The sequence below is a fragment of the Paenibacillus sp. 2TAB19 genome, assembly GCF_052115185.1.
GTDB lineage: Bacteria > Bacillota > Bacilli > Paenibacillales > Paenibacillaceae > Pristimantibacillus.
Map to the genome: position 1 here is coordinate 1 of NZ_JBFRGE010000057.1, position 19,557 is coordinate 19,557.

Consider the following 19,557-nt stretch of genomic DNA (forward strand, 5'->3'; position numbering starts at 1 on the left):
ATACTATAACGGTATTTGGACGATAAGCCAATGGACAATTTCAAACTATTCTTTGGACAAATTTCCGCGCTAATCATCTATATGGCTAACAAAAATAAAAGGCGCTCTTCCGAATCTCTCTCTACGACCGCCGTTTGACGGATCTAAAGAGGTCTCGGCTGCGCCMAAATCGTACTTCGTTCAATGCAATTGCTTGCGATCAACCTTGCCCAGCGGAGTATAGGCAATTCTATCAACAAATACGATCTCTCTTGGCATCTGGTATCTCGCGACTCTCGGTCGCAGCCATTCGATAAGCGTCTCCGCGTTAAGCTCGGTGCCTGCCTTAAGCTGAACGACCGCCTTCAACCGCTGGCCGAATTGCTCGTCCGGAACGCCAACGACGGCGGCATATTCGATGAAAGGATGCTGGAACAGAATATGCTCAAGCTCGCTCGGGTACACATTTTCACCAGCCGAAACGATCATATCATCCGCTCTTCCTTTCAGAAAGAAGTAACCTTTCTCATCCCGATAGCCCATATCGCCCGTCTTGATCCAAGTAGACCCGCTTTTTACGCAAAACTGTCCAATCACGCCAGCCGCTGCTTCATGCATGCTCCCATCCAGCACTTTCAATCCCACGCCTTCGATGAGCTTGCCGATCGTGCCTGATGCCGCATCCAAATCTTGCGGCGACGCGATGATACATAGTCCCGCTTCCGATGTGCCGTACAGATTGTACAGCACCTCTCCCAGCTTCGCAGACACCTCTTCCGCCAGTCTCGGATTGAGCTCCGCCCCTCCTGACGCGATACAGGCAAGCGACTTCAAATCTCCTCCGGAATTGCTTGCTCGGAGCATTTTATCGATCATCAGCGGAACGACCGTTATCACTTCTGCCTGATGCTCCCGTACGAGACGGCAAGCATGTTCAGCCTGGAAGATACTCGTAACGACCGACTTCTTCCCAAGTGCGACGAACAGCAGCAATATAGCAATGCCATATCCGTGGTAAATCGGAGTAGCGATATAGACCGTCTTGTACTGCAAGAGCCGCAGCCTCTCCAGCATCGACGAGAAAGGCGGCAAGTAATGGAACAACGAGGGCTTGTGGGCGACCTCCTTCGCTCTTCCCGTCGTGCCGCCCGTGAGCAGCATAAGCTTGCTGTTCGAGTTGCGTTGCCCTCTAGAACTCCTCGAAAGAGGACCGTGAATCATATTGCTAATGGCGGGTAAATTTTCGTGATAGCTTAAAACACTTGCCCCCTTAAAGGTGGATTGCCTTATGAAAGCTGTTAATTCCTCATCATAGATAAGGAAATCGAACGCATGGGCATCCAGCAGTTGCGCGAACTGATCCGAGCTCATCTCGGCATTCATCAAATAAATATCCGCACCTGTCATGGATAACGCAAAAATCGATTTCACTAGCGAAGCATGGTTGCGGCAAAGCAAACCTGCCTTCGAGCGGCTGCCTAGTCCATATTGCTCGCGCAGCTGCACGGCCAGGCACTCTGCTTGATCCAACAGCTGCTGATAGGTTAACGTCTCATGATCGTCTGATAGCGCGACACGATGACGATGCGAGCCGGCAGCAAGCTTCAACAATGCCATCAGGTTGATCCCATACCTGCAAATAACGAATAGCAATCGGTACACGCCGACGGGTGTTAGCAGCTTCATTCGGTATAATACCGACAGTAATGTCAGCAATGGCAGCGTCATCTCCCCCTTCCGCGGAGCCGTCTTTCCGCGAATCGCTCAAGCGTTGCTCTGAATAGAACCGAAGCAAGCTGACCAAGCGGCAGCCACCAAGGCATCCAGCTTCGGCGCCTCGTATATAATGATTTTGCAATAATGTCCGCAACATGATCCGGACTCATCGCAGGCACGGAGCGATAGGCTGCCGTTGGCTCGATCATTGGCGTCCGTACGAGCGGCAAGTAAATAGACGTTGTTGCGATGCCTGATACGCGCAGCTCAGGTGAAGCTGATCGCAGCCATATATCGAAAGCCGATTTGGATGCTTGATAGGCAGCCCATTTCGGGAGAGGAACGATTGATGTATTAATCGTCGATATATTGATGATATGTCCCTGAGCACGTCTCAGCAGCGGAATGAGCGACAACAGAAGCTCTACTGGGGCAACATAGTTAATCGCCATCGTTCTCGTAAAATCATGTTTTCGATCCAATGAATCCATTATGGAGCGATTAATCGATAAACCTGCATTGCTTACAACGATATCAAGTCCGTCTGGCAATCGATGAATGAATGACAGCAGCCCTTCCCGTTCGTCCGCGTCACGAAGATCAGCGCCATAGATGCTCACCCGTGCAGACAGCTTCTCCATCTCCTGTTTCATAACGAGCAGTTTATCCTCTCGCCTAGCTACAAGGATCAGATGCACGGGCAATTCGGCCAGCCTATATGCCAGTCGTTCCCCAATGCCGGAGCTGGCGCCGGTAATCAGAATCGTCTTCTTGCGAAGAGCAGCGGTCAATCTGCTCCTATTTAGCCGCACCCCAGAGGAAAACAACAGCTTCTCCAGTAATCGGTAGTTGTACATCGTCACCATCCTTTCATACGCGTGCTGCGGCTTCCAAACTTATGAATGTAATTGTATCTCCTCTGCCAATACCTGTAAATGAAATCAGAAGACTTATGAAATCCATTATTTACAAACCAGAGATAAAATCATATACTGTATTTAGTTAAGCACTTAACTATGTGGAGGCAACAAAAGAATGGATGATCTCGAACAATTTATTCATGATCTGCCCTTGCGCAACCGAGTATTTTTCGCGCTTGTAGAGGCAACTGCCAGCTTAGTAGACGTATCGGAGCAATATTGGCAATCCAAAGGGCTGAATGGAGCACGAATTCGGCTTCTCGTCGAGATCATGAAGGAGGGCGGCACGATTCTCCCCTCAACGCTTGCCCGCAAGATCGGCGTAACCAAATCGAACATTAGCTTGTTGCTCAGTCCGCTCGAGAGCGACGGCTTAATTAGCCGCAAGCCTCATCCCAGCGACGGACGCATGTCGGTTATTTCCATTACAGCTGAAGGCCAAAGCGTATTGCTGCAGCATCTGCCTGACAATCGGCAACTTATCTCCAATAAGATGCAACAGTTATCTGAAGAGGAGCTTCATCAACTGCTCGCGTTGCTCCATAAGTTGCACCAAGCGTAATGTCGTTTGCTCGCCCATTTAGTTAAGCCATTAACTATCTCCCACAAGAAAGGATAATTCGATATGAAAATCGCTATAACAGGAGCGAATGGCCAATTAGGAATGATCATTATGGAGCAGCTGCTCACGCGCCTCCCCGCCGAGCAAATGATCGCTTGCGTTCGAGAGCCGGGTACGATGAAACGGTTTGAGCAGTTAGGAGTTACGGTTAAGCGGTGCGATTACGACCAGCCAGATACGCTGCCGCAGGCATTCGAAGGTGCTAYGTATGTACTCCTTATTTCCAGCTCCCATAGTGACGATCTTGTTCGTATTCGTCAGCATTCGCATGTCATCGAGGCGGCTAAGAGAGCGGGCATCAGCCATTTGATGTACACGAGCTTCGCTTATCCGGAAGCGTCCACCGCCTCCCTTGCTCATATGCATAGAGCGACGGAGCAAACGATTCTGGCAGCAGGCATGACGTATACCTTTTTTCGCAATGCCTTCTACGTTGATTTCGTTAACGTGTTAGACTTGAACACAGCTATAACAAGCCGTGAACTTGTGATTGCCCCGGGGAATTGGCATTTCAATGCCGTTAGCCGTTTCGATCTGGGAAGGGCGATCGCTTCTGTCCTATCCGAGCCCGAGCTTCATAGCAATAGAGTCTACGAGTTAACTGTACCGACCGCTTGGCAGTTCAACGATCTAGCTAATGCTCTATCCGAGCTGACGGGAACAACCATAACCGTACGAGAGGACGCGGCTGTCCAGCATTGGATCTACGGACTTCTTCGCAAGCTGGACACCTCGTCAACCTCGGATGCGATGGAGCGGCTGATTGGCTCACCGGTTACTTCTCTGCTAGAAACCATTAGACCTTTCATTCATCCCAAACCATAATTATTCCGACTTTCCATTAGCCATCTCGTCGGCTAACGCGATGAGCTTATTCATTGTTTTCCAATTGCGAGTCGTTGGAAGTACGCCGAGCTTCTCCACTTGAGCGGCCAGCTTGGAGTTGCGAATGCTCTGCTTGAACAATAAGTAGACGTCTTTGCCCGCGATTACGAATCGCTCTTCGTCCGTCTCGAATGTATGCAGTCTTTCGACACGCTCCGGCTCCGGCTCGCTAAGCAGCATCGTCACATATAAGCTCTCGCCTTCTCCAGCCTCCGCTTCAGCCATGAGCTCATCCGAGAACGGAAGGCCCGCAACGATAGCTCTCAACTCATCAGCCGTTCGAATAATCGTCTTGATCGAGAACCCGAATACCTTCTGAATCTGCTGCTCAATCCGATCACGCAATACACCTTCGTCTTCTACCGATTCGAACAAAATATTGCCGCTCTGGATATACGTCTGCACATTCGCTAAACCAAGGTCGGCAAGTGCAGCTCTCAGGTCCGCCATCTTCATTTTGTTATTGCCTCCGACATTGATCCCGCGCAGTAACGCAACATGTATCGTCATTTGTTTGATGTTCTCCCTTTCTTTCTATTTCGTGGTCACTTTGGCATACAAGGCGAAGAACAACATCACCTCACCTACAAGCAGGTAGCTAGGCAATACCGTGATGAAGCTTATGACAATAAATACGGCGAGAACGCCGAGCAATAAAGCAAGATGAGAAGTCCCGAGTCTCTGATCACTATGTCTATACTTATGGAATACAAGCGTTGTTGAGAAAAAGTAAAGCAGCACCGAACCGAACAGGAACGTGACCATGTAGACGTAATCCAGCTGATCTAGAAATAATAGACGAATGGACGCCGCCAGCATACATAGTGATATGAAAATAAGCAAATGGCCGTAAATAATAATTTGTCCCGTTGTATTTATATTTTTGTTCACCTTCAGCTCGACATTATCAAAGTATTGCCACCATACCGCGATAGCAAGCAGGAAGGTGAGTACAGCGAATAGAACGGATTCCCAAGTCCACTCGCTGGACTGCAAGACAGCAAGTATACTGACCAATATTTCCCCAAGCAGAATAAGCGTGAACAAGGCGAAGCGCTCCAGCAAATGATGGGTATTGATTGACGTCTTAACCAAATATCGTCTGCCCATAAGCGGCAGAGCCATATCGATGACTATTCCTGCATAAAGGACAGCATATCGTACCCATGAATCGAAGAACAACGAGAGGGAGGAGATGATTAGACCGATCCAGAAACGGCTGCCCAAATATCGTGCCGTATCCTTGCGATGATCGCTCTCCCGCTTGCTGACCGCTAAATATTGAATAGCCGTCATCGCTCTAAGTCCAGCATAACCGATTAGGAAGGTCAAGTAATATTCGTCGAACTCAACGGATAAACTCGCCGTCATAATCAGCGAGAAGAACAACTGCAGAATAAGAAACACACGATGGGATACGCTATCCTCCCCGTACCGGTTAACGAACAGCGATTGACCTACCCAAGCCCACCAGACGGGCACAATAATAAGAACAAACTTCAGCAAATATTGAATGGGAATCGTGTCATGCTCGACATGCAGAAGCACATGACCAGCCTTCGACACTGCTGCCACAAAGAGCAGATCATAAAATAATTCAAGCCAGGTTACTTTTTTGGCAAAATGGGCCATGGACAAATATCATTTCCTTTCCAATGTCGTACTTCTCTTATTGCTATCGTCAAATCTGCTAATCAATAAATCATAATGATGAATCATTTCATTCGAAGGACGAATGCCGAGCTCTCGGCTAAGCAGCCTTGCAAAATCCGTATAAAGGACCGTCAACCCTTTCTTATCCCCTGTCATCTCCCGAATCGTCATCAGCATGCGAATAACCGAATCATCTAGCGGATTACGCTCGTTTAGCTTGAGCAATAGCTTCGAGGCTACCGACGAATCCCCTATGGAGATAAGCAACTCAGCGAGCTGCTTAACGAATGAAGCATACAAATCCTCGTAACGCTCCGTTTCATAAATGGCCCATATATACGCCTTGTCGCCGAATAACCTGCCCGCATAAAGCCGCTCAACCTGCAGCGCCCGCTCCATATCACGCACTTCGTTTGGCCGAATCTCTTCGACTCGCCTTGCGAACTCTATATAATCGATTATGGAATCCTTTAATTCCAGCGCGTATCCGTCATTCTCCGACCGCACAACATCGCGCAGGCCTATCGTCTCCAGCGACTTACGAAGCTGATAAACAGTCGTATTCAGATAGCTCTCCGCATTCGAAACGACCATACCGCCGAATATATCCTCGACGAGCCTGGAACGCGGAATTCGCCGTCCATGATGGATAAGCAAGTAGGCGAACAGCTCCGCGCACTTGCGCGAGATCCACTTCACCCTTCCTCGTTCATTGCTGACGGAAACATCGCCAAGCACCGTTACCCTTGTCTTGTCCGACTGCTCAGTTCCCGGCTCGACCTCCCGCGAAGGACTCGCCTGCCTGCGGTTCGCAAGGATACGGTTCACTGTCCGCCCAAGCCGTTCTTGAGAAACCGGCTTTACGAGGTAATCAACGACGGCAAGCTCATAGGCTCTAAGCGCATAATCCTTATGCGACGTGACGAATACAATCTGTAATTCAGCATTCGCAGCTTCCATGCTGACTGCGAACTCCATTCCGCTCTCTCCCGGTATCGAGATATCGACGAATGCCAGCTCAATATTCCCGCTGTCGCGTATGAAGGAAGCGGCGGACTTCGTATCCGTAAACGCGCCTGCAACTTCAATCCCCGGCAGCTTCGCTAACATTTTACGCAAAATAAGATGCATTGCGGGTTCGTCGTCAACCAGTATAACTTTCATACAACTCCGCCTCCCTTCCTTCGCTATCGAACGCCTCGCGACCGCCAAGAGAACCTGGCAGCGTGAACGAGAATGTCGTCCCCTTGCCTGCTTCGGTGCTGAACCATAGGCTGCCTCCGTTAATACGAACGAATTCCCGAGTCAGCACGAGACCGAATCGCATCGCACCGCGTTCGTCTTCTTGATCTAGAGGACCGAGGAGGGGCTCCTCCATAAGCAGCAATTCAGTCGTCTTCTTATCCATGCCGACACCGTTATCGCGTACAGATACAACGACAAGCTCCCCTTCCAATACGGCTTCCAGCTCAATAAATCCGCCCACTCCTGTATATTTGATCGCATTCGAGAGCAGGTTCCGCAGAATAAGATCCAACATCTCTTTGTCCGCTCGTACGGTGAGCCGCTCATCGATCCGTTCTGTCATACGGATTTGCTTCATGCCGGCCTTCGTACTAACCATGGACAGAGCTTGCCTGACAACCTGCTGCAAATTCCAGCCCGATGGCCGGAATACGACCTTCCCACGCTGGCTGCGATACCAGTCAAGCAGGTTCTCGACGAGGTGAAACGTATTTTGCATTTGCCCTTTCAGCTCGCGGAACAACTCGGCATGCTCCATATCAGCCTCAGTCAGCTCCTCGCCGAGAAGCTCGGTTAAGCTAACGAGAATGGCGATCGGATCGCGAATATCATGGGTGACGACGGTAAACAGCTTGTCCTTGAATGCGTTCAGCTCGGACAATTGTCTTGCGTTCTCACGCAGCCTCGCCTCGTTCTCCTTCATCTCCGTAATATCGGTGAACAGCAATATTTTGCCTATCGGGAGCGTGCTTGTATCGTAAATGAACGATAATCTGCAGTCATAGTGACGATTGCGGTTCAACATGAACCGTTGGAAAGAGAAGCGTTCCTCTTCGGACGTTGCTGCAATAACAGGCGTCAGAAGCTCCGGACAATCGGACAGAACCTGAACGGCCGGGATCGGCAATTGCTTCGCCAGGCCAAGCTCCGGAAGCACTTCGCAGGCCGCTTTATTGAAGCTGACGATCTGATCCTCATAGTCGAGCAGTATCGCGCCATCGCGAATCGTATCGAATACTTTGGCCATTGCTAGCGGCGTCAGACGGAGCAGATTAATGCGATAGATGCCCCATAAGTAAACAACGCCCGACACGGCAAAGCCGAACGGAGTCAGATCGACGTTAATGCCTGTCCAGAAAAACATATTGAATAAGAATGGAGCTGCTGCGCCGATCAGTAGCACGGCGATTTGCTTGCGCACATTCGCCATGGATCGCCAGTACATCGATAGGTACAGCATAATGCCGCAAAGCATGACGGCGTAGTTGTAAGCCGTATGTACTTTGTATCCGAATCCCTTAACCGTCGTATATAGCGGAATGGAGGTGTCAGAATGCCATATGTATTGCTCGTAGATAAGATGATGCCAATCATTCRTTAGATGCAGGAAAAAGACAACAACGGGAATAATGAAGAGAGCTGACATCATGCTTCTGCCGAGCTTCGCCGCCGTCCCCGTAAATTGGATCGCCTGCAGCAGCCAAAGCGTGGAGACGAAAGGGATACCCAGGTATTCGATCTGGAGCGACAGCTTGAACGTATTCAAATCGCTGCTTAGTAGTTCAAGAACGTAGCCTGACGCATAAAGGACTGCGCCTATCATAATGGCAATCAATGTTTTCGCGCCGGGCAAATGCCGTTTCCGATAGGACAACGAAGCGACGAACAACATGAGAAGTATGGCGAGCACTAGCAAAATAACCATCCCTTGCTTCGTATCCATCGACCAGCCTCCCGCTCTGAATCTCTCACTAAGCTCTAAACGAATTATATATTCAAAAAGCGGCGTCTGCATACAAAATCATTTCAGTAATAGCCGGATCAACTCTGGTTATACTCGACCTAAGCAGGGGGAAAATACTAATCAAAGGTCTATTTTATACCGATACTACTTCCAGTATAGTTCAAATGTACAATAATTCTAGGAGGTTTTATTCGCATGACAGAAGCCGTGTTGCAGCTTCGCAACGTAACCAAATCGATTGGCGGACGCAAGATCGTCGACAATCTGAGTTTCGATATACCCGCAGGTGAAGTATTCGGATTTCTAGGGCCGAACGGTGCCGGTAAAACAACAACGATTCGTATGATTGTAGGCTTGATCTCAATGTCCAAAGGGGAAGCCCTCATAAAGGGAATATCCGTCAGCGAGCACTTCGAGCTGGCCATGACGCATGTCGGGGCAATCGTCGAAAATCCGGAAATGTATAAATTTTTGACCGGATATCAGAACCTCGTTCATTTTGCAAGACGGCACAAAGGAATCACGAAAGAAAGAATCAATGAAGTCGTACAGCTGCTCGGGCTTCAGAACCGCATCCACGAGAAGGTTAAGCGCTACTCGCTCGGCATGAGACAGCGGCTTGGCGTTGCCCAGGCGATTCTGCATCGCCCTTCGCTGCTGATCCTTGACGAGCCGACTAACGGACTTGATCCGGCAGGCATTCGCGAGCTGCGCGATTATTTGCGCAAGCTGACGAGAGAAGAAGGCATCTCCGTCATCGTCTCCTCCCATCTGCTATCCGAGATGGAACTCATGTGCGATAGAGTCGCCATCATCCAAGCGGGCAAGCTCATCGATATACGCTCGCTGCAGGAAGCTCGCGATTCGATCGAATCGAAGATCGTAATCGAGGTCGGCGACCATATTGGCGCGCAGCAGCTGCTTGCTTCAATCTTCGATGCTTCGCGCATTACCGTGAAAGGCAATCTGCTTGAGCTTGCCGCAGATAAAGCAGCGATTCCCGATATTACAAGGCTGCTCGTCAGCTCGGAAATAGATGTGCTTGGCATTCACGCCGTACAGAAGTCGCTGGAAGACCAGTTCCTTGAAATTACCGGAGGTGAGATGATTGTCTAGTTTGTCTAATCTAATTCGAAATGAAAATATGAAAATTTATCGCCGTCCTCGAACGTGGCTCATGATCGCCTTTCTCATTTTGGCAATAGCGTTGATGAGCGGTATTATGAAATGGGATTCGAGCCAGAATTCCAATGTCAACTGGGAAAATAGCCTGATCGAGCAAAACAACTATTATCAGCAAGAGCTTCAAAATAACAAAGAGCTGTCCGAAGGCGACAAAACCTATTTCACGAATGAAATAAAGCTCAACGAATATTATCTGGAACAGAACATAAATCCTAACGAATTATCGTTATGGACCTATGTGAACAACTCGGCTTCCTTAATTATACTGGCGACGATACTTACGGTCATTATCGCTGCCGACATGATTGCCGCTGAATTCACTTGGGGTACGATTAAGCTTCTGCTTGTCGGTCCGRCATCGCGTTCGAAAATATTGTTAAGCAAATATATCGCAACGCTCGGCTTCGCGCTTCTGCTGCTGATCCTAAGCTTCGCAAGCGCATTTGCTGCCGGCGGCATCCTTGAAGGCTTCGACGGCACTAGCCAATCGAGCATAACGATAACCGAAGCAGGCGTAATCGAAGGGAGCTCCTATTTCGTTCAATCGTTGGAGAAATACGGCTTTTCCGTTGTATCGATGCTCATGTACGTCACGATGGCTTTCATGATTTCATCCGCTTTCCGCAGCTCTTCGATGGCGATCGCCTTCTCCCTGCTGTTCATGCTGGTCGGCAACATGCTTTCGGCCCTATTGAGCGGTTACGGCTGGGTGAAGTACCTGCTGTTCTCCAACATCGATCTGACGCAATATATGAGCGGCTCATCGCCGCTGCGACCGGAAATGACGCTATCGTTCTCGATCATCATGCTCGTCGCCTACTATGTCGTGTTCCAGCTTGTCGCTTGGCTGTTGTTCACGAAACGCGACGTAGCCGCTTAACTTCGTTTGTATGACAAAGAGCAAGAGCCCGCCAGGAAGAAGTCATTCCTAGCGGGCTCTTGTTTGTCACACAAATAGAAAACACTCCTTCTAAATGAAGGAGTGTCGGTTGTTCGACTTAAGATAAACGTATCGCAAATGCTAGTCTAAGCCATGCTCTTCGCGAATCTTGTATAGACCTTGAATGAGCAATTCCGCAGGATCGCGGTTCATCATCAGATGCGTAAACAAAAGATGGAGCGGAACAGCACAAACATTGTTGCCGTCGATAATGGACGGGAATCCGGCTTCTAGAACCGGACCTTGCTCGGGATGCATATCAAGACCTACATGCACCTTCTCCGGTGCGAATTCCGAGCGAATGGCTTCCATGCAAGCCGGTACGAGCTGATTGTCGATAATGCCTTTGGCTGCTTCCTCAGTAGCCGGAGGGGTTGGAAACGGTTTGCCGCCTTCTTGCTTCATCATTTCGAAGTAGAACGAAGACATCCACTGCGCAGGATCGCCGCCAGACTGGAACTTCGCGACGAGCTCTTGCAGGAAGAAACCGCATACATAACCGTTCTTGGACTCGTCCTTCACTTGAAAGAGGAATACCGGGCCGTATCGTTCTTGATTCACAACTTGACCCTCGACATCGTCGAAGTACATCTTCAATGCCGTAAGTCCGTTATGATAGACTGCCTTGATCAATTCGACCATTCTTTCGTTGGAATCGTTTGCTTGATTCTCGTTGTTGCCATTGACGTCTGCATTTTTCGTCTCATTGTTCATCGTCTGCTTCACCCATTACCATCATAGCATTTTGCCGCTTGGGCAGTCTAGTCCGTCCTCTCATGCCCGAAAATACGCTTTGGCAGAACCTGCAAATCCATGGTATATTCTAGTTGATTTTTCTTCTATGACTTGAGATCGATCCTATGGCCAAAGGTGGAATTGTTATAAAATCAAATGTACATTCAAAGTACAGATGGATCGTTCTGATTTCCATGATCCCGATCATCGTTTCAATTGAAATGATGTGGTTATCATTAGCGCCGATCTCAAGCTTAGCCGAGAGCTATTACGGAGTGGGCAGCTTGTCCATCGCTTTATGCTCAATGAGCTTCATGCTGATGTTCATCCTGTTCTCCTTTCCGGCATCATGGGTAATCGACCGTTACGGGTACCGGACCTCCTTGATAATCGGCGCATCATTAACGGCAATCTTCGGATTGCTTAGAGCCGTCTTCGCTGATGACTTTACAATCGTCTTAATAACCCAGTTCATTATTGCTATCGCACAGCCATTTCTGCTGAATCTGTCTACCAAAGCAGCCGCGGATTGGTTTCCTGTAACCGAACGATCGACCGCTGCTGGTCTGTTGACGCTTGCTCAATACGTGGGATTCATCGTTCCCGTGGTGGTGGCACCGATCGTAGCGGAGCAATCCGGCATTCCGCAATTGTTCATGCTGTTCGCGATTATCGCCATTGTATCGGCATGCATCGCTATTCTATTCGCCTTCGTAAAGTCACCCGCCAGTACTGGCGAGGCATTACCGACTGCAACAGCTATGAATCTATCGACTGTGAAACAGCTGATCAATAATCGGGCTTACGGTCGCATCTTACTCATTAGCTTCATCTCAATCGGCATTTTCAATACGATCTTAACGCTGCTTGAGAATATTATGCTGCCAAGAGGAATAACGACAGACGAAGCAAGCATAATAGGAGCTATCTTCATCGTTGCAGGAATTATCGGTGCTATTCTGCTGCCCCTGTATTCCGATAAACGCCGGCTAAGAGTCCCCTTCTTCATTACGGCAATCGCCGTGCTGCTTCCCACGTATCTTGCGCTTGCCCTTGCCAATAACGTCATATGGCTTATCATCAGTGCCGGAATTGCCGGCTTCGCCATCATGGGCGTAGCGCCGATTTTGTTCCAACACGGCTCAGAAACCGCATATCCCGTCCAAGAAGGCATGTCTCTAGGCGTCATTCTGCTGGGCGGCCAAGTGTCAGGCACTGCATTCGTATATTTGTTCGAGAAATCCACCGACGCGTTCGGCTCCATTCTACCGGCGATGCTCGTGTTCGTTGTGTTGACAGCGGCACTGCTGCCGAGCGCATTCCRAATCAAGGAATCTTCTATATCGGGATAACGAAGCTGCCCCATGGTCATGTTATGACCATGGGGCAGCTATAAGCAATGATTTACTCCGGCAATCGTTCCCCTACCGAACCATCCGTAAAACCTAAGACGATTCTTTCCGCCATGTTCACGAACAACCCGTTCTCGACGACGCCCGGCCACTTATTCAAAGTTTCGCTTAAGGACTTTGCATCCTTAATTACGCCGAAGTGGCAATCAATAATGTAGTTTCCGTTATCGGTAAGGTAAATCTCATCACCGGCCATTCGAAGGACCGGATCGCAGCCAAGCTTGCCCAGCTGCCTGCTTGTCAGCTCCCAGCCGAACGGCACGACTTCCACCGGCAGCGGAAACTTTCCTAATGATTCAACCCATTTGGACTCATCGGCAACGACGATGAATCGCCGGGATACGGAAGCAACCAGCTTCTCGCGGAGCAGAGCGCCGCCGCCGCCCTTAATTAAGCTCAATTCGCCGTCCGATTCGTCGGCGCCGTCAATCGTCAAGTCGATCTCATCCACCTCAGCCAAGTCCAGTAGCGGGATGCCTAGCTCAAGCGCCAGCTCTTCCGTTCTCMGTGACGTCGGTACGCCTTGGATTTGCAGACCCTCGCGAACCCTCTCGCCAAGCTTCATAATCGTCCAATAAACCGTCGATCCCGTACCGAGGCCTACGACCATCCCGTTCTCCACATACGCGGCCGCTTTTTCTCCAGCAAGCTTTTTTCCATCCATATTCGAATTCTCCCTTATATTACAGCTTGAGCAAAAACTGCATCGCTTTATCGTTGAAGCCCGGCAAATGTTCGTGACCGAAGTCCGGGAACAGCTCAACCTGCTTCTGAGCTTTGATCTTATTATAAGCCGCAAATTGCGTGGATGGAGGGCAGATCGTATCGCTTAACCCAACACCCATCAGCACGTCGCCTTCGATTCGTTCAGCCAAATATTGGATATCAATATAGCCCAGCTTCGTAAAAATTTCTTCCTCACGCTCATGCTGCGGATCAAAATGACGGAAGAACGTCCTAAGCTCGGCATATGCATCCTTAGCGAGGTCCATCTCCCACACGCGCTGATAATCGCTAAGAAACGGAAATACAGCCGCTAACCGCTTAATTCTAGGCTCGAGGGCGGCACAAGCAATCGTGAGCGCGCCTCCTTGCGAGCCGCCCATCGCGCCTACGCGCTCAGGGTCAACCTCCGGCATGGACATCGCAATTCCAGCCAGCTGCGCCGTGTCCAGGAAAATATGGCGGAATAACAGATGATCAGGGTTGCCGTCCAATCCGCGGACAATATGTCCGTTCATCGTCGTCCCCTTCACGCCGCCCGTATCTTCCGACAGCCCGCCTTGCCCGCGGCAATCCATCGAGAACACCGAGAAGCCAAGTGCAACGTATTGAAGCTTGTCCTGCCAGTCGCCCGCATTATCCGTATAGCCATGGAATTGCACGATCGCAGGATGAGGCTCGGCAGTATGCAGCGGCTTCAAATATTTAGCATGAATTCGCGMCCCTCTGACACCGGTAAAATACAGATCGAAGCATTCCGCGTTAGGCACTTGAAATTCGMTTCGAATCAACTCAATTTGAGCATCGACCGCCTTCATTTCGGCAATCGCCCGATCCCAATACTCGGCATGATCAGACGGTTTCGGATTCCGCCCCTCATACTTATAAAGCTCTGCAATAGGTTTGTCTACTAATGGCATTTTCGAATTCGACCTCTCTCTCTTTGCGTAAAAGCGTTTTCCTTAGTTTATCATATCGTCATCACTGTGAAACTTATAAATCAATAGATTTGTATATAAAAAAACATGCCGGAAGCAGGCATGTTTCGTCCATTCCTTACTCGTTTACCTCGATCGTTCCTGCCTTCATAACGAAATACCCTCTGTTCGCGAAGGAAAGGATTCTACTTACGCTAATGCCGGTTTGGTTCGAAAGATCGAGAACCATCGTATCCGGATAAGCGACAACAATGTCGCGCAGCTTGTGGTACATGTCCTCGCAGCTTTTGCACATGTTTTTGCTCGTTTTCTCGGATAGCTCACCACAAAAGTCGCAAATTTGATAGTTTGCCATGATGTCTCCTTCCTCTCGCTAGAAGCGGTGAGTCATTCCAATGATATGGCATAATTTGCCGAATTATAGGTATTTTATCACATCGAATAGACATATAGCTCTATAAATTTGAACAAAGCTTGCAAATGCATAGTTTTGAATCAGTTCACTTGACTCAATGAACGCCAAGCCCCGTATTTCGGTAATGTCCAGGAGAAACGCCGGTCCACTTCTTGAACGCGTTCTGGAACGCGCTAGGCTCGGAGAAGTGAAGCAAATAGGCGATCTCGCCTATCGAATAAGCTTTTATTTCCAAATAACTGAATGCGAGCTCCTTCCTTACGCGGGCTGACAATAAATTGTACGAGGTTTGCTCGTCATTTAGCTTATTTTACAGCGTTCTAGTGCTCATATTGAAATAGTCGGCCGTCTGCTGCAGCGTAGGAAAATAGGCGGGCATACATTTCATCATCCACTGAAACACTTGGTCAGAGAACGCGTTCCCTTGTATGAGCCTCTCCTTCGTCTCTTCCGCCAGCTTCTCGAAGATGCCAAGCAGCTTCGGGTCCGCGTACAGAACAGGGTAATTCAGCACTTCCTTATTCATTCGCAAAAAGTTATCCTCTGCGCCGAATCGGGGCGTTCTGCCGAATACCGACTCGTAAGGCTGCGTAGAAAAAGGCGCTTCATGTGTGAACTGCACTTTGAATAAACCATCGAAATCGCTATTCGTTGATCTTTCAAGCTAAATCCCGCCTTTGCGCTTTTGTTCACTTTTATTGCGCCGCTCGTCATTCATCACTTGCCGCAGTTTTATTATGCTGTATATATCTTACAACAATATTGCGGAGGAGATCGATCATGAAATCAAATATTCTCGTCATTACCGGCCACCCCGACACCGAAAGCTTCTGTTCGGCGTTGTCCCAAGCTTATATCGAAGGCGCCAAAGAGCAGCCGGTCCAAGTTCGCGCCCTTCATATGGGCGAGCTCGAATTCGAGCCGAACTTAAAGTTCGGTTACCGCCAAAGAACGGAGCTCGAGGCTGATCTGCTTAAAGCCCAAGAGCTTATCCGATGGGCGGATCGTATCGTGCTTGTCTACCCCGTATGGTGGGGCATGATGCCTGCCGTAATGAAAGGTTTCTTCGACCGCATCCTGCTGCCGGGCTTTGCCTTCAGGTATAAGGAGAACTCCATGTTCTTCGATAAGCTGCTAACCGGCAAGACCGCCCGGCTCATCGTGACGAGCGACACGCCGTCTTGGTACAACCGGCTGATCTACGGGCAAGCGGGACACCGCGTCGTGAAGCAAAGCATCCTGCAATTCTGCGGCATCAAGCCCGTTCGCGTAACGGATATCGGCCCGGTTACCCACGCGACGGCAGAGAATCGGAAGAAGTGGCTGGAGCAAGCGAAGCGGATGGGCGCGCGATTGGCGTAAAACTATAAAAGCCCGCGAATCAGAGAGGATTCGCGGGCTTTTTTCTTTGTCTATTTTCCAACTAATCGCTTTCCAGCTTATTCTTGTACTCCATCGGATTGATGCCGTGATATTCCTTGAATATTCTAGAGAAGTGGACGCTGTTCTCATAGCCGACGCGGTTGGCAATCTCATAGCTTCGCAGCGTCGTGGTCAGCAGAARATCTCTCGCCTTGCGCATCCGAACGCTAATGCAATACGTCCAGATGGTCATCCCGGTCTCCTCTTTGAACAGAATAGCCAAATGCGAGCGGCTCATCGCGACATGGTCGGCTACATCCTGCAGTCCCCATTTCTCCGCGTAATGTTCTTCGATATATCGTTTCACTTGATCGACCGCGCCTTGCTTCTGGAGGTTTTTGCTTCTTCTCGCTCCCTCCATTAGCACGTTCGCCGCCTCCTCCAGCCTTCTTACCGCGCATAACCGAAAGTAAGACCGCACGCGCGAATTAGCTAACGTAACTTCTCCGAGTCCGGTATCTTCCCCTTCCTCGTAATTCACGACGATATCCTGCTTTTTCAGTTCCTCGATGAGGAGCTGCGTCCATGCCATCGCCAGCTCGTTCAATATTTCGAGCCGTCCGTCAAGCCACTCTTCCAGAACGGCCAGCGTATCTACGATCAGCAGCGGCTGTCCRTGCAAGTACACGGAAGTGATCATCTCGATCCATTGATTAAGCAATGCCTTGCAGCTTGGCAGCTTGCGCAACAGCAGCTGGTTCGCTTCATATCGCCGCTGCGTCTGAATTCTCGCGCATGCCTTGCCCAGCACTTCGGTCAATACGTCCGGGTCTACCGGCTTAAGCACGTAATCGATAGCCCCAAGCTGTATGCTCCGCTTCGCATATTCGAAATCGTCATAGCTGGAAATAACGATGCAGGTCATCCACGGATACTGCCGATTGACAGTCTCAATTAATTGAAGCCCGTCAACGAGCGGCATCCTGACGTCCGTAATGCATATATCGGCAAAGTGGCCTTCCAGCCAATCGAGAGCTCTCTGACCATTCGCTAATGCAGCTGAGACGACTACCCCCTCCATATCGGATAACCGGATAGACAGGCTTCTGCGGATCAGCTCCTCGTCATCGACGATTACGATTCGGTTCATAATTCATTCTCCCCTTTATTTCCAACATCTCTTAATCGCAATGGCAATATGACTTCCACGACAGCTCCGCCCGAGCTGGCATCATTGTAAAAGCGGATGTCCGCCTCGCCCGCATAGAACATATGCAGCCGATAGATCAGATTCGATATCCCTACCCCCGTATAGTCGTAACGATGACGCGGGTCTCTCGCAAGCTCCGCTCTCAGGCGGGCCAATACTTCTGGCGAGAAGCCGTGACCGTTGTCTTGGACCGTTATTCGAAGCCTTGAGGCATTGATGATCTCCGCGGCAATACGGATATCGACCGATTCCGCGGTCGTTTCTCTCGTATGCTTGATGCTGTTCTCCACGATTGGCTGGAGCAGCGCTTTAGAGCAACAAACGTGCGTCATTTCCTTCGGAACATCGATAGAGTAAGTCAAATCATCGCCGTAACGGATTTTCATAATAGCCAAGTAATCTTCCGTATAACGAACCTCATCCGCAAGACTGACTTCCCATTCTTTGTAGTCCGACGTATACCTGAGCATATGGGACAGCGCTACCGCAATGCTCCCTATGTCCGGTTGCTTGTAGATGACTGCCATCGAGTTAATCGACTCCAGCGTATTGTATAAAAAATGAGAATTGATCTGGGATTGCAGAGCGGATACAACCGCCTTATGCTGCTGAACGCGAATCTCGGCTAAATCGTTAACCGATTGCTCCAGATGGCCAAGCAGACTGTTGAACGATAAGCTTAAATCCGTCACCTCATCATTCCCGTCGACCTGCGCGMGAAATTTGAAGTCGTTTTTGATTTGCGTGATGACCATAGCCTGTCTCAGCTTGGCTATCCGCTTAACGATGGAGGTCGTGGCCAAATAGGTAAGCACAACCGCTATAATCAACGCCGTCACCGATATGAAAATCGTCATATTGCGGACATAATCAATGCTCCCGGCAATTTTCTCGTAAGGGATCACGGCGAATATTTTCCAATTCGTTCGATCAATGGATTGGAATACGATAAGCTCCTCTCTGGAGCGATCATTGATGGAGCCTTCGCTCTTGCCGTCCAGCAGTCTAACGATCCGATCGTCCGTATGCTTCATCACCTCGCCCGGATTGGAATGGTGAATGACCGTTCCGTCCTCGGTTATAACGGCGGCCACGCTGGAATCGGCGATGCTGATTTCGTCCATGACGTTTTGGGAGGGTGTAAGCGAAATGTCCATTTTGACATAACCGTTATTGAATTTTTTGAAAAGGGTAAGCACCGGTTTCTCCGACTTGCGATTGCCGAAATCCAAATAATAGTCCGCCACCCGCGGTATGAATTTCACCTTGTCATAGTTGCCAAGCCCGCCTAAGAACGGCTCGTCCCGCACGCTGTAATCGAGCGAAAGCACATAGCCGTTGGCAAAAGTCTGCTCCCGTCCATTCGGGTTGTACATCGTGACAGACATGACCTCCGGATATTGCAGAAAGATGCGGTTCAAGTAATTGACCTTAATTCGTTCATAATATCGAACGAGATCGGAAGAGAGTTCCGTATCGTTCGAGGCATGCAGCCATTCCCGGTATTCCAGGCTGCTTCCAAGCAGCAGGAAAATCATTTCGTATTCCGAATAGAAACGATTCAGGTTCATATTCGCTTGCGTAAGCACTTGATTCGTCAGCTTATCGATATCTTTGCTGACGGAATGCATCGTCTGGACATAGCTGAAATAACCGATGGCTGAAACCGTGAAGATGAGTATCGTTACGATGAGCGCGATCAGCTTCCACTTTAGCGATCTTTTCATATACTTGATGATKGGCTTCAACAATCTCGTTTCCTCCAGGCCAGGTCGGATGCACTTCTATTACTACTCTATTAACTCTAATAACTCTCTCGGCAAATCACAAGAGTAGACCGCGGCGAACGACAATGTTCGCCACGGCCAATATT

The 19,557-nt window shown here is 49.5% G+C and carries 20 protein-coding genes; 6 read left to right on the forward strand and 14 right to left on the reverse strand.

From position 1 onward, the window contains the following. Nucleotides 1-180: 180 nt before the first annotated feature. Together AB4Z33_RS21925 and AB4Z33_RS21930 are read right to left on the reverse strand one after the other, a co-directional pair. Nucleotides 181-1,665, reverse strand: a complete 1,485-nt coding sequence (locus AB4Z33_RS21925) for an AMP-binding protein (RefSeq protein WP_442051927.1) — start codon at nt 1,663-1,665, stop codon at nt 181-183. Nucleotides 1,666-1,703: 38 nt separating this feature from the next. Next, entirely contained in the window at nt 1,704-2,552 is an 849-nt protein-coding gene (locus AB4Z33_RS21930) for an SDR family NAD(P)-dependent oxidoreductase (protein WP_442051928.1), read from the reverse strand. 178 nt (nt 2,553-2,730) lie between these two features. Here AB4Z33_RS21930 and AB4Z33_RS21935 point away from each other — a divergent pair, with 178 nt between their 5' ends. Together AB4Z33_RS21935 and AB4Z33_RS21940 are read left to right on the forward strand one after the other, a co-directional pair. Then, nucleotides 2,731-3,177: a MarR family winged helix-turn-helix transcriptional regulator gene (locus AB4Z33_RS21935; RefSeq protein ID WP_442051929.1), complete on the forward strand. Its 447-nt coding sequence runs from the start codon at nt 2,731-2,733 to the stop codon at nt 3,175-3,177. A 63-nt stretch (nt 3,178-3,240) separates the two neighbouring features. Continuing rightward, entirely contained in the window at nt 3,241-4,062 is an 822-nt protein-coding gene (locus tag AB4Z33_RS21940; protein ID WP_442051930.1) for an NmrA family NAD(P)-binding protein, read from the forward strand. Here AB4Z33_RS21940 and AB4Z33_RS21945 read toward each other — a convergent pair whose 3' ends face one another. Genes AB4Z33_RS21945 through AB4Z33_RS21960 form a run of 4 tightly spaced genes read right to left on the reverse strand, consistent with a single transcriptional unit; the run spans nt 4,063 to nt 8,743 of the window. Continuing rightward, nucleotides 4,063-4,632, reverse strand: coding sequence for a DUF1697 domain-containing protein (locus tag AB4Z33_RS21945; RefSeq protein WP_442051931.1), 570 nt, complete (start codon nt 4,630-4,632; stop codon nt 4,063-4,065). 24 nt (nt 4,633-4,656) lie between these two features. Continuing rightward, the gene (locus AB4Z33_RS21950) at nt 4,657-5,754 is read right to left on the reverse strand and encodes a low temperature requirement protein A (RefSeq protein WP_442051932.1); all 1,098 of its coding nucleotides are present in this window, start codon (nt 5,752-5,754) and stop codon (nt 4,657-4,659) included. A gap of 9 nt (nt 5,755-5,763) precedes the next feature. Next, complete coding sequence (locus tag AB4Z33_RS21955) at nt 5,764-6,939, reverse strand: response regulator (RefSeq protein WP_442051933.1); 1,176 nt, start codon at nt 6,937-6,939, stop codon at nt 5,764-5,766. After that, nucleotides 6,920-8,743, reverse strand: coding sequence for a histidine kinase N-terminal 7TM domain-containing protein (locus AB4Z33_RS21960; RefSeq protein ID WP_442051934.1), 1,824 nt, complete (start codon nt 8,741-8,743; stop codon nt 6,920-6,922). The genes AB4Z33_RS21955 and AB4Z33_RS21960 overlap by 20 nt, the downstream gene beginning before the upstream one ends. 216 nt (nt 8,744-8,959) lie before the next feature. Between AB4Z33_RS21960 and AB4Z33_RS21965 the strand changes: the two genes are divergently transcribed. Next, a complete protein-coding gene (locus AB4Z33_RS21965) occupies nt 8,960-9,880 on the forward strand; it encodes an ABC transporter ATP-binding protein (protein ID WP_442051935.1) in 921 nt (306 codons plus the stop codon). Nucleotide 9,881: 1 nt separating this feature from the next. Next, nucleotides 9,882-10,829 (forward strand): ABC transporter permease, encoded by a 948-nt coding sequence (locus tag AB4Z33_RS21970; protein WP_442051958.1) that lies wholly within the window; start codon nt 9,882-9,884, stop codon nt 10,827-10,829. A gap of 141 nt (nt 10,830-10,970) precedes the next feature. Here AB4Z33_RS21970 and AB4Z33_RS21975 read toward each other — a convergent pair whose 3' ends face one another. Further along, nucleotides 10,971-11,603 (reverse strand): hypothetical protein, encoded by a 633-nt coding sequence (locus tag AB4Z33_RS21975; protein ID WP_337099209.1) that lies wholly within the window; start codon nt 11,601-11,603, stop codon nt 10,971-10,973. 242 nt (nt 11,604-11,845) lie between these two features. On the opposite strand from AB4Z33_RS21975, the gene AB4Z33_RS21980 reads away from it, so the two are divergent. Beyond that, entirely contained in the window at nt 11,846-12,976 is a 1,131-nt protein-coding gene (locus tag AB4Z33_RS21980; RefSeq protein ID WP_442051936.1) for an MFS transporter, read from the forward strand. A 52-nt stretch (nt 12,977-13,028) separates the two neighbouring features. Here AB4Z33_RS21980 and rpiA read toward each other — a convergent pair whose 3' ends face one another. The 5 genes from rpiA to AB4Z33_RS22005 all read right to left on the reverse strand — a co-directional run bounded on the left by rpiA (nt 13,029) and on the right by AB4Z33_RS22005 (nt 15,734). Beyond that, on the reverse strand, nt 13,029-13,700 hold the full coding sequence (gene rpiA / locus AB4Z33_RS21985) for a ribose-5-phosphate isomerase RpiA (RefSeq protein WP_442051937.1): 672 nt from the start codon (nt 13,698-13,700) through the stop codon (nt 13,029-13,031). A gap of 19 nt (nt 13,701-13,719) precedes the next feature. Then, complete coding sequence (locus AB4Z33_RS21990) at nt 13,720-14,679, reverse strand: acetylxylan esterase (RefSeq protein WP_442051938.1); 960 nt, start codon at nt 14,677-14,679, stop codon at nt 13,720-13,722. Nucleotides 14,680-14,815: 136 nt separating this feature from the next. Continuing rightward, nucleotides 14,816-15,052 (reverse strand): hypothetical protein, encoded by a 237-nt coding sequence (locus tag AB4Z33_RS21995; protein ID WP_442051939.1) that lies wholly within the window; start codon nt 15,050-15,052, stop codon nt 14,816-14,818. 154 nt (nt 15,053-15,206) lie between these two features. Further along, a complete protein-coding gene (locus AB4Z33_RS22000; RefSeq protein ID WP_442051940.1) occupies nt 15,207-15,386 on the reverse strand; it encodes a helix-turn-helix domain-containing protein in 180 nt (59 codons plus the stop codon). Between the two features lie 36 nt (nt 15,387-15,422). Then, nucleotides 15,423-15,734, reverse strand: coding sequence for an AraC family transcriptional regulator ligand-binding domain-containing protein (locus AB4Z33_RS22005; protein ID WP_442051941.1), 312 nt, complete (start codon nt 15,732-15,734; stop codon nt 15,423-15,425). A 158-nt stretch (nt 15,735-15,892) separates the two neighbouring features. On the opposite strand from AB4Z33_RS22005, the gene AB4Z33_RS22010 reads away from it, so the two are divergent. Beyond that, entirely contained in the window at nt 15,893-16,474 is a 582-nt protein-coding gene (locus AB4Z33_RS22010) for an NAD(P)H-dependent oxidoreductase (protein ID WP_442051942.1), read from the forward strand. A 61-nt stretch (nt 16,475-16,535) separates the two neighbouring features. Here AB4Z33_RS22010 and AB4Z33_RS22015 read toward each other — a convergent pair whose 3' ends face one another. Together AB4Z33_RS22015 and AB4Z33_RS22020 are read right to left on the reverse strand one after the other, a co-directional pair. Next, nucleotides 16,536-17,624 carry a response regulator transcription factor gene (locus AB4Z33_RS22015; RefSeq protein ID WP_442051943.1) on the reverse strand — a complete coding sequence of 363 codons (1,089 nt, stop codon included), beginning with the start codon at nt 17,622-17,624 and terminating at the stop codon, nt 16,536-16,538. Then, nucleotides 17,621-19,411: a cache domain-containing sensor histidine kinase gene (locus tag AB4Z33_RS22020; RefSeq protein WP_442051944.1), complete on the reverse strand. Its 1,791-nt coding sequence runs from the start codon at nt 19,409-19,411 to the stop codon at nt 17,621-17,623. The genes AB4Z33_RS22015 and AB4Z33_RS22020 overlap by 4 nt, the downstream gene beginning before the upstream one ends. Between the last annotated feature and the right edge of the window lie 146 nt (nt 19,412-19,557).

Bases quoted from the DNA above. Each gene is read 5' to 3' on its own strand.
- AB4Z33_RS21925 (WP_442051927.1), bottom strand. From the start codon at position 1,665: ATGAAGCTGCTAACACCCGTCGGCGTGTACCGATTGCTATTCGTTATT.
- AB4Z33_RS21965 (WP_442051935.1), top strand. From the start codon at position 8,960: ATGACAGAAGCCGTGTTGCAGCTTCGCAACGTAACCAAATCGATTGGC.
- AB4Z33_RS21950 (WP_442051932.1), bottom strand. From the start codon at position 5,754: ATGGCCCATTTTGCCAAAAAAGTAACCTGGCTTGAATTATTTTATGAT.
- AB4Z33_RS21935 (WP_442051929.1), top strand. From the start codon at position 2,731: ATGGATGATCTCGAACAATTTATTCATGATCTGCCCTTGCGCAACCGA.
- AB4Z33_RS21975 (WP_337099209.1), bottom strand. From the start codon at position 11,603: ATGAACAATGAGACGAAAAATGCAGACGTCAATGGCAACAACGAGAAT.
- AB4Z33_RS22010 (WP_442051942.1), top strand. From the start codon at position 15,893: ATGAAATCAAATATTCTCGTCATTACCGGCCACCCCGACACCGAAAGC.
- AB4Z33_RS21955 (WP_442051933.1), bottom strand. From the start codon at position 6,939: ATGAAAGTTATACTGGTTGACGACGAACCCGCAATGCATCTTATTTTG.
- AB4Z33_RS21930 (WP_442051928.1), bottom strand. From the start codon at position 2,552: ATGTACAACTACCGATTACTGGAGAAGCTGTTGTTTTCCTCTGGGGTG.
- AB4Z33_RS21995 (WP_442051939.1), bottom strand. From the start codon at position 15,052: ATGGCAAACTATCAAATTTGCGACTTTTGTGGTGAGCTATCCGAGAAA.
- AB4Z33_RS21945 (WP_442051931.1), bottom strand. From the start codon at position 4,632: ATGACGATACATGTTGCGTTACTGCGCGGGATCAATGTCGGAGGCAAT.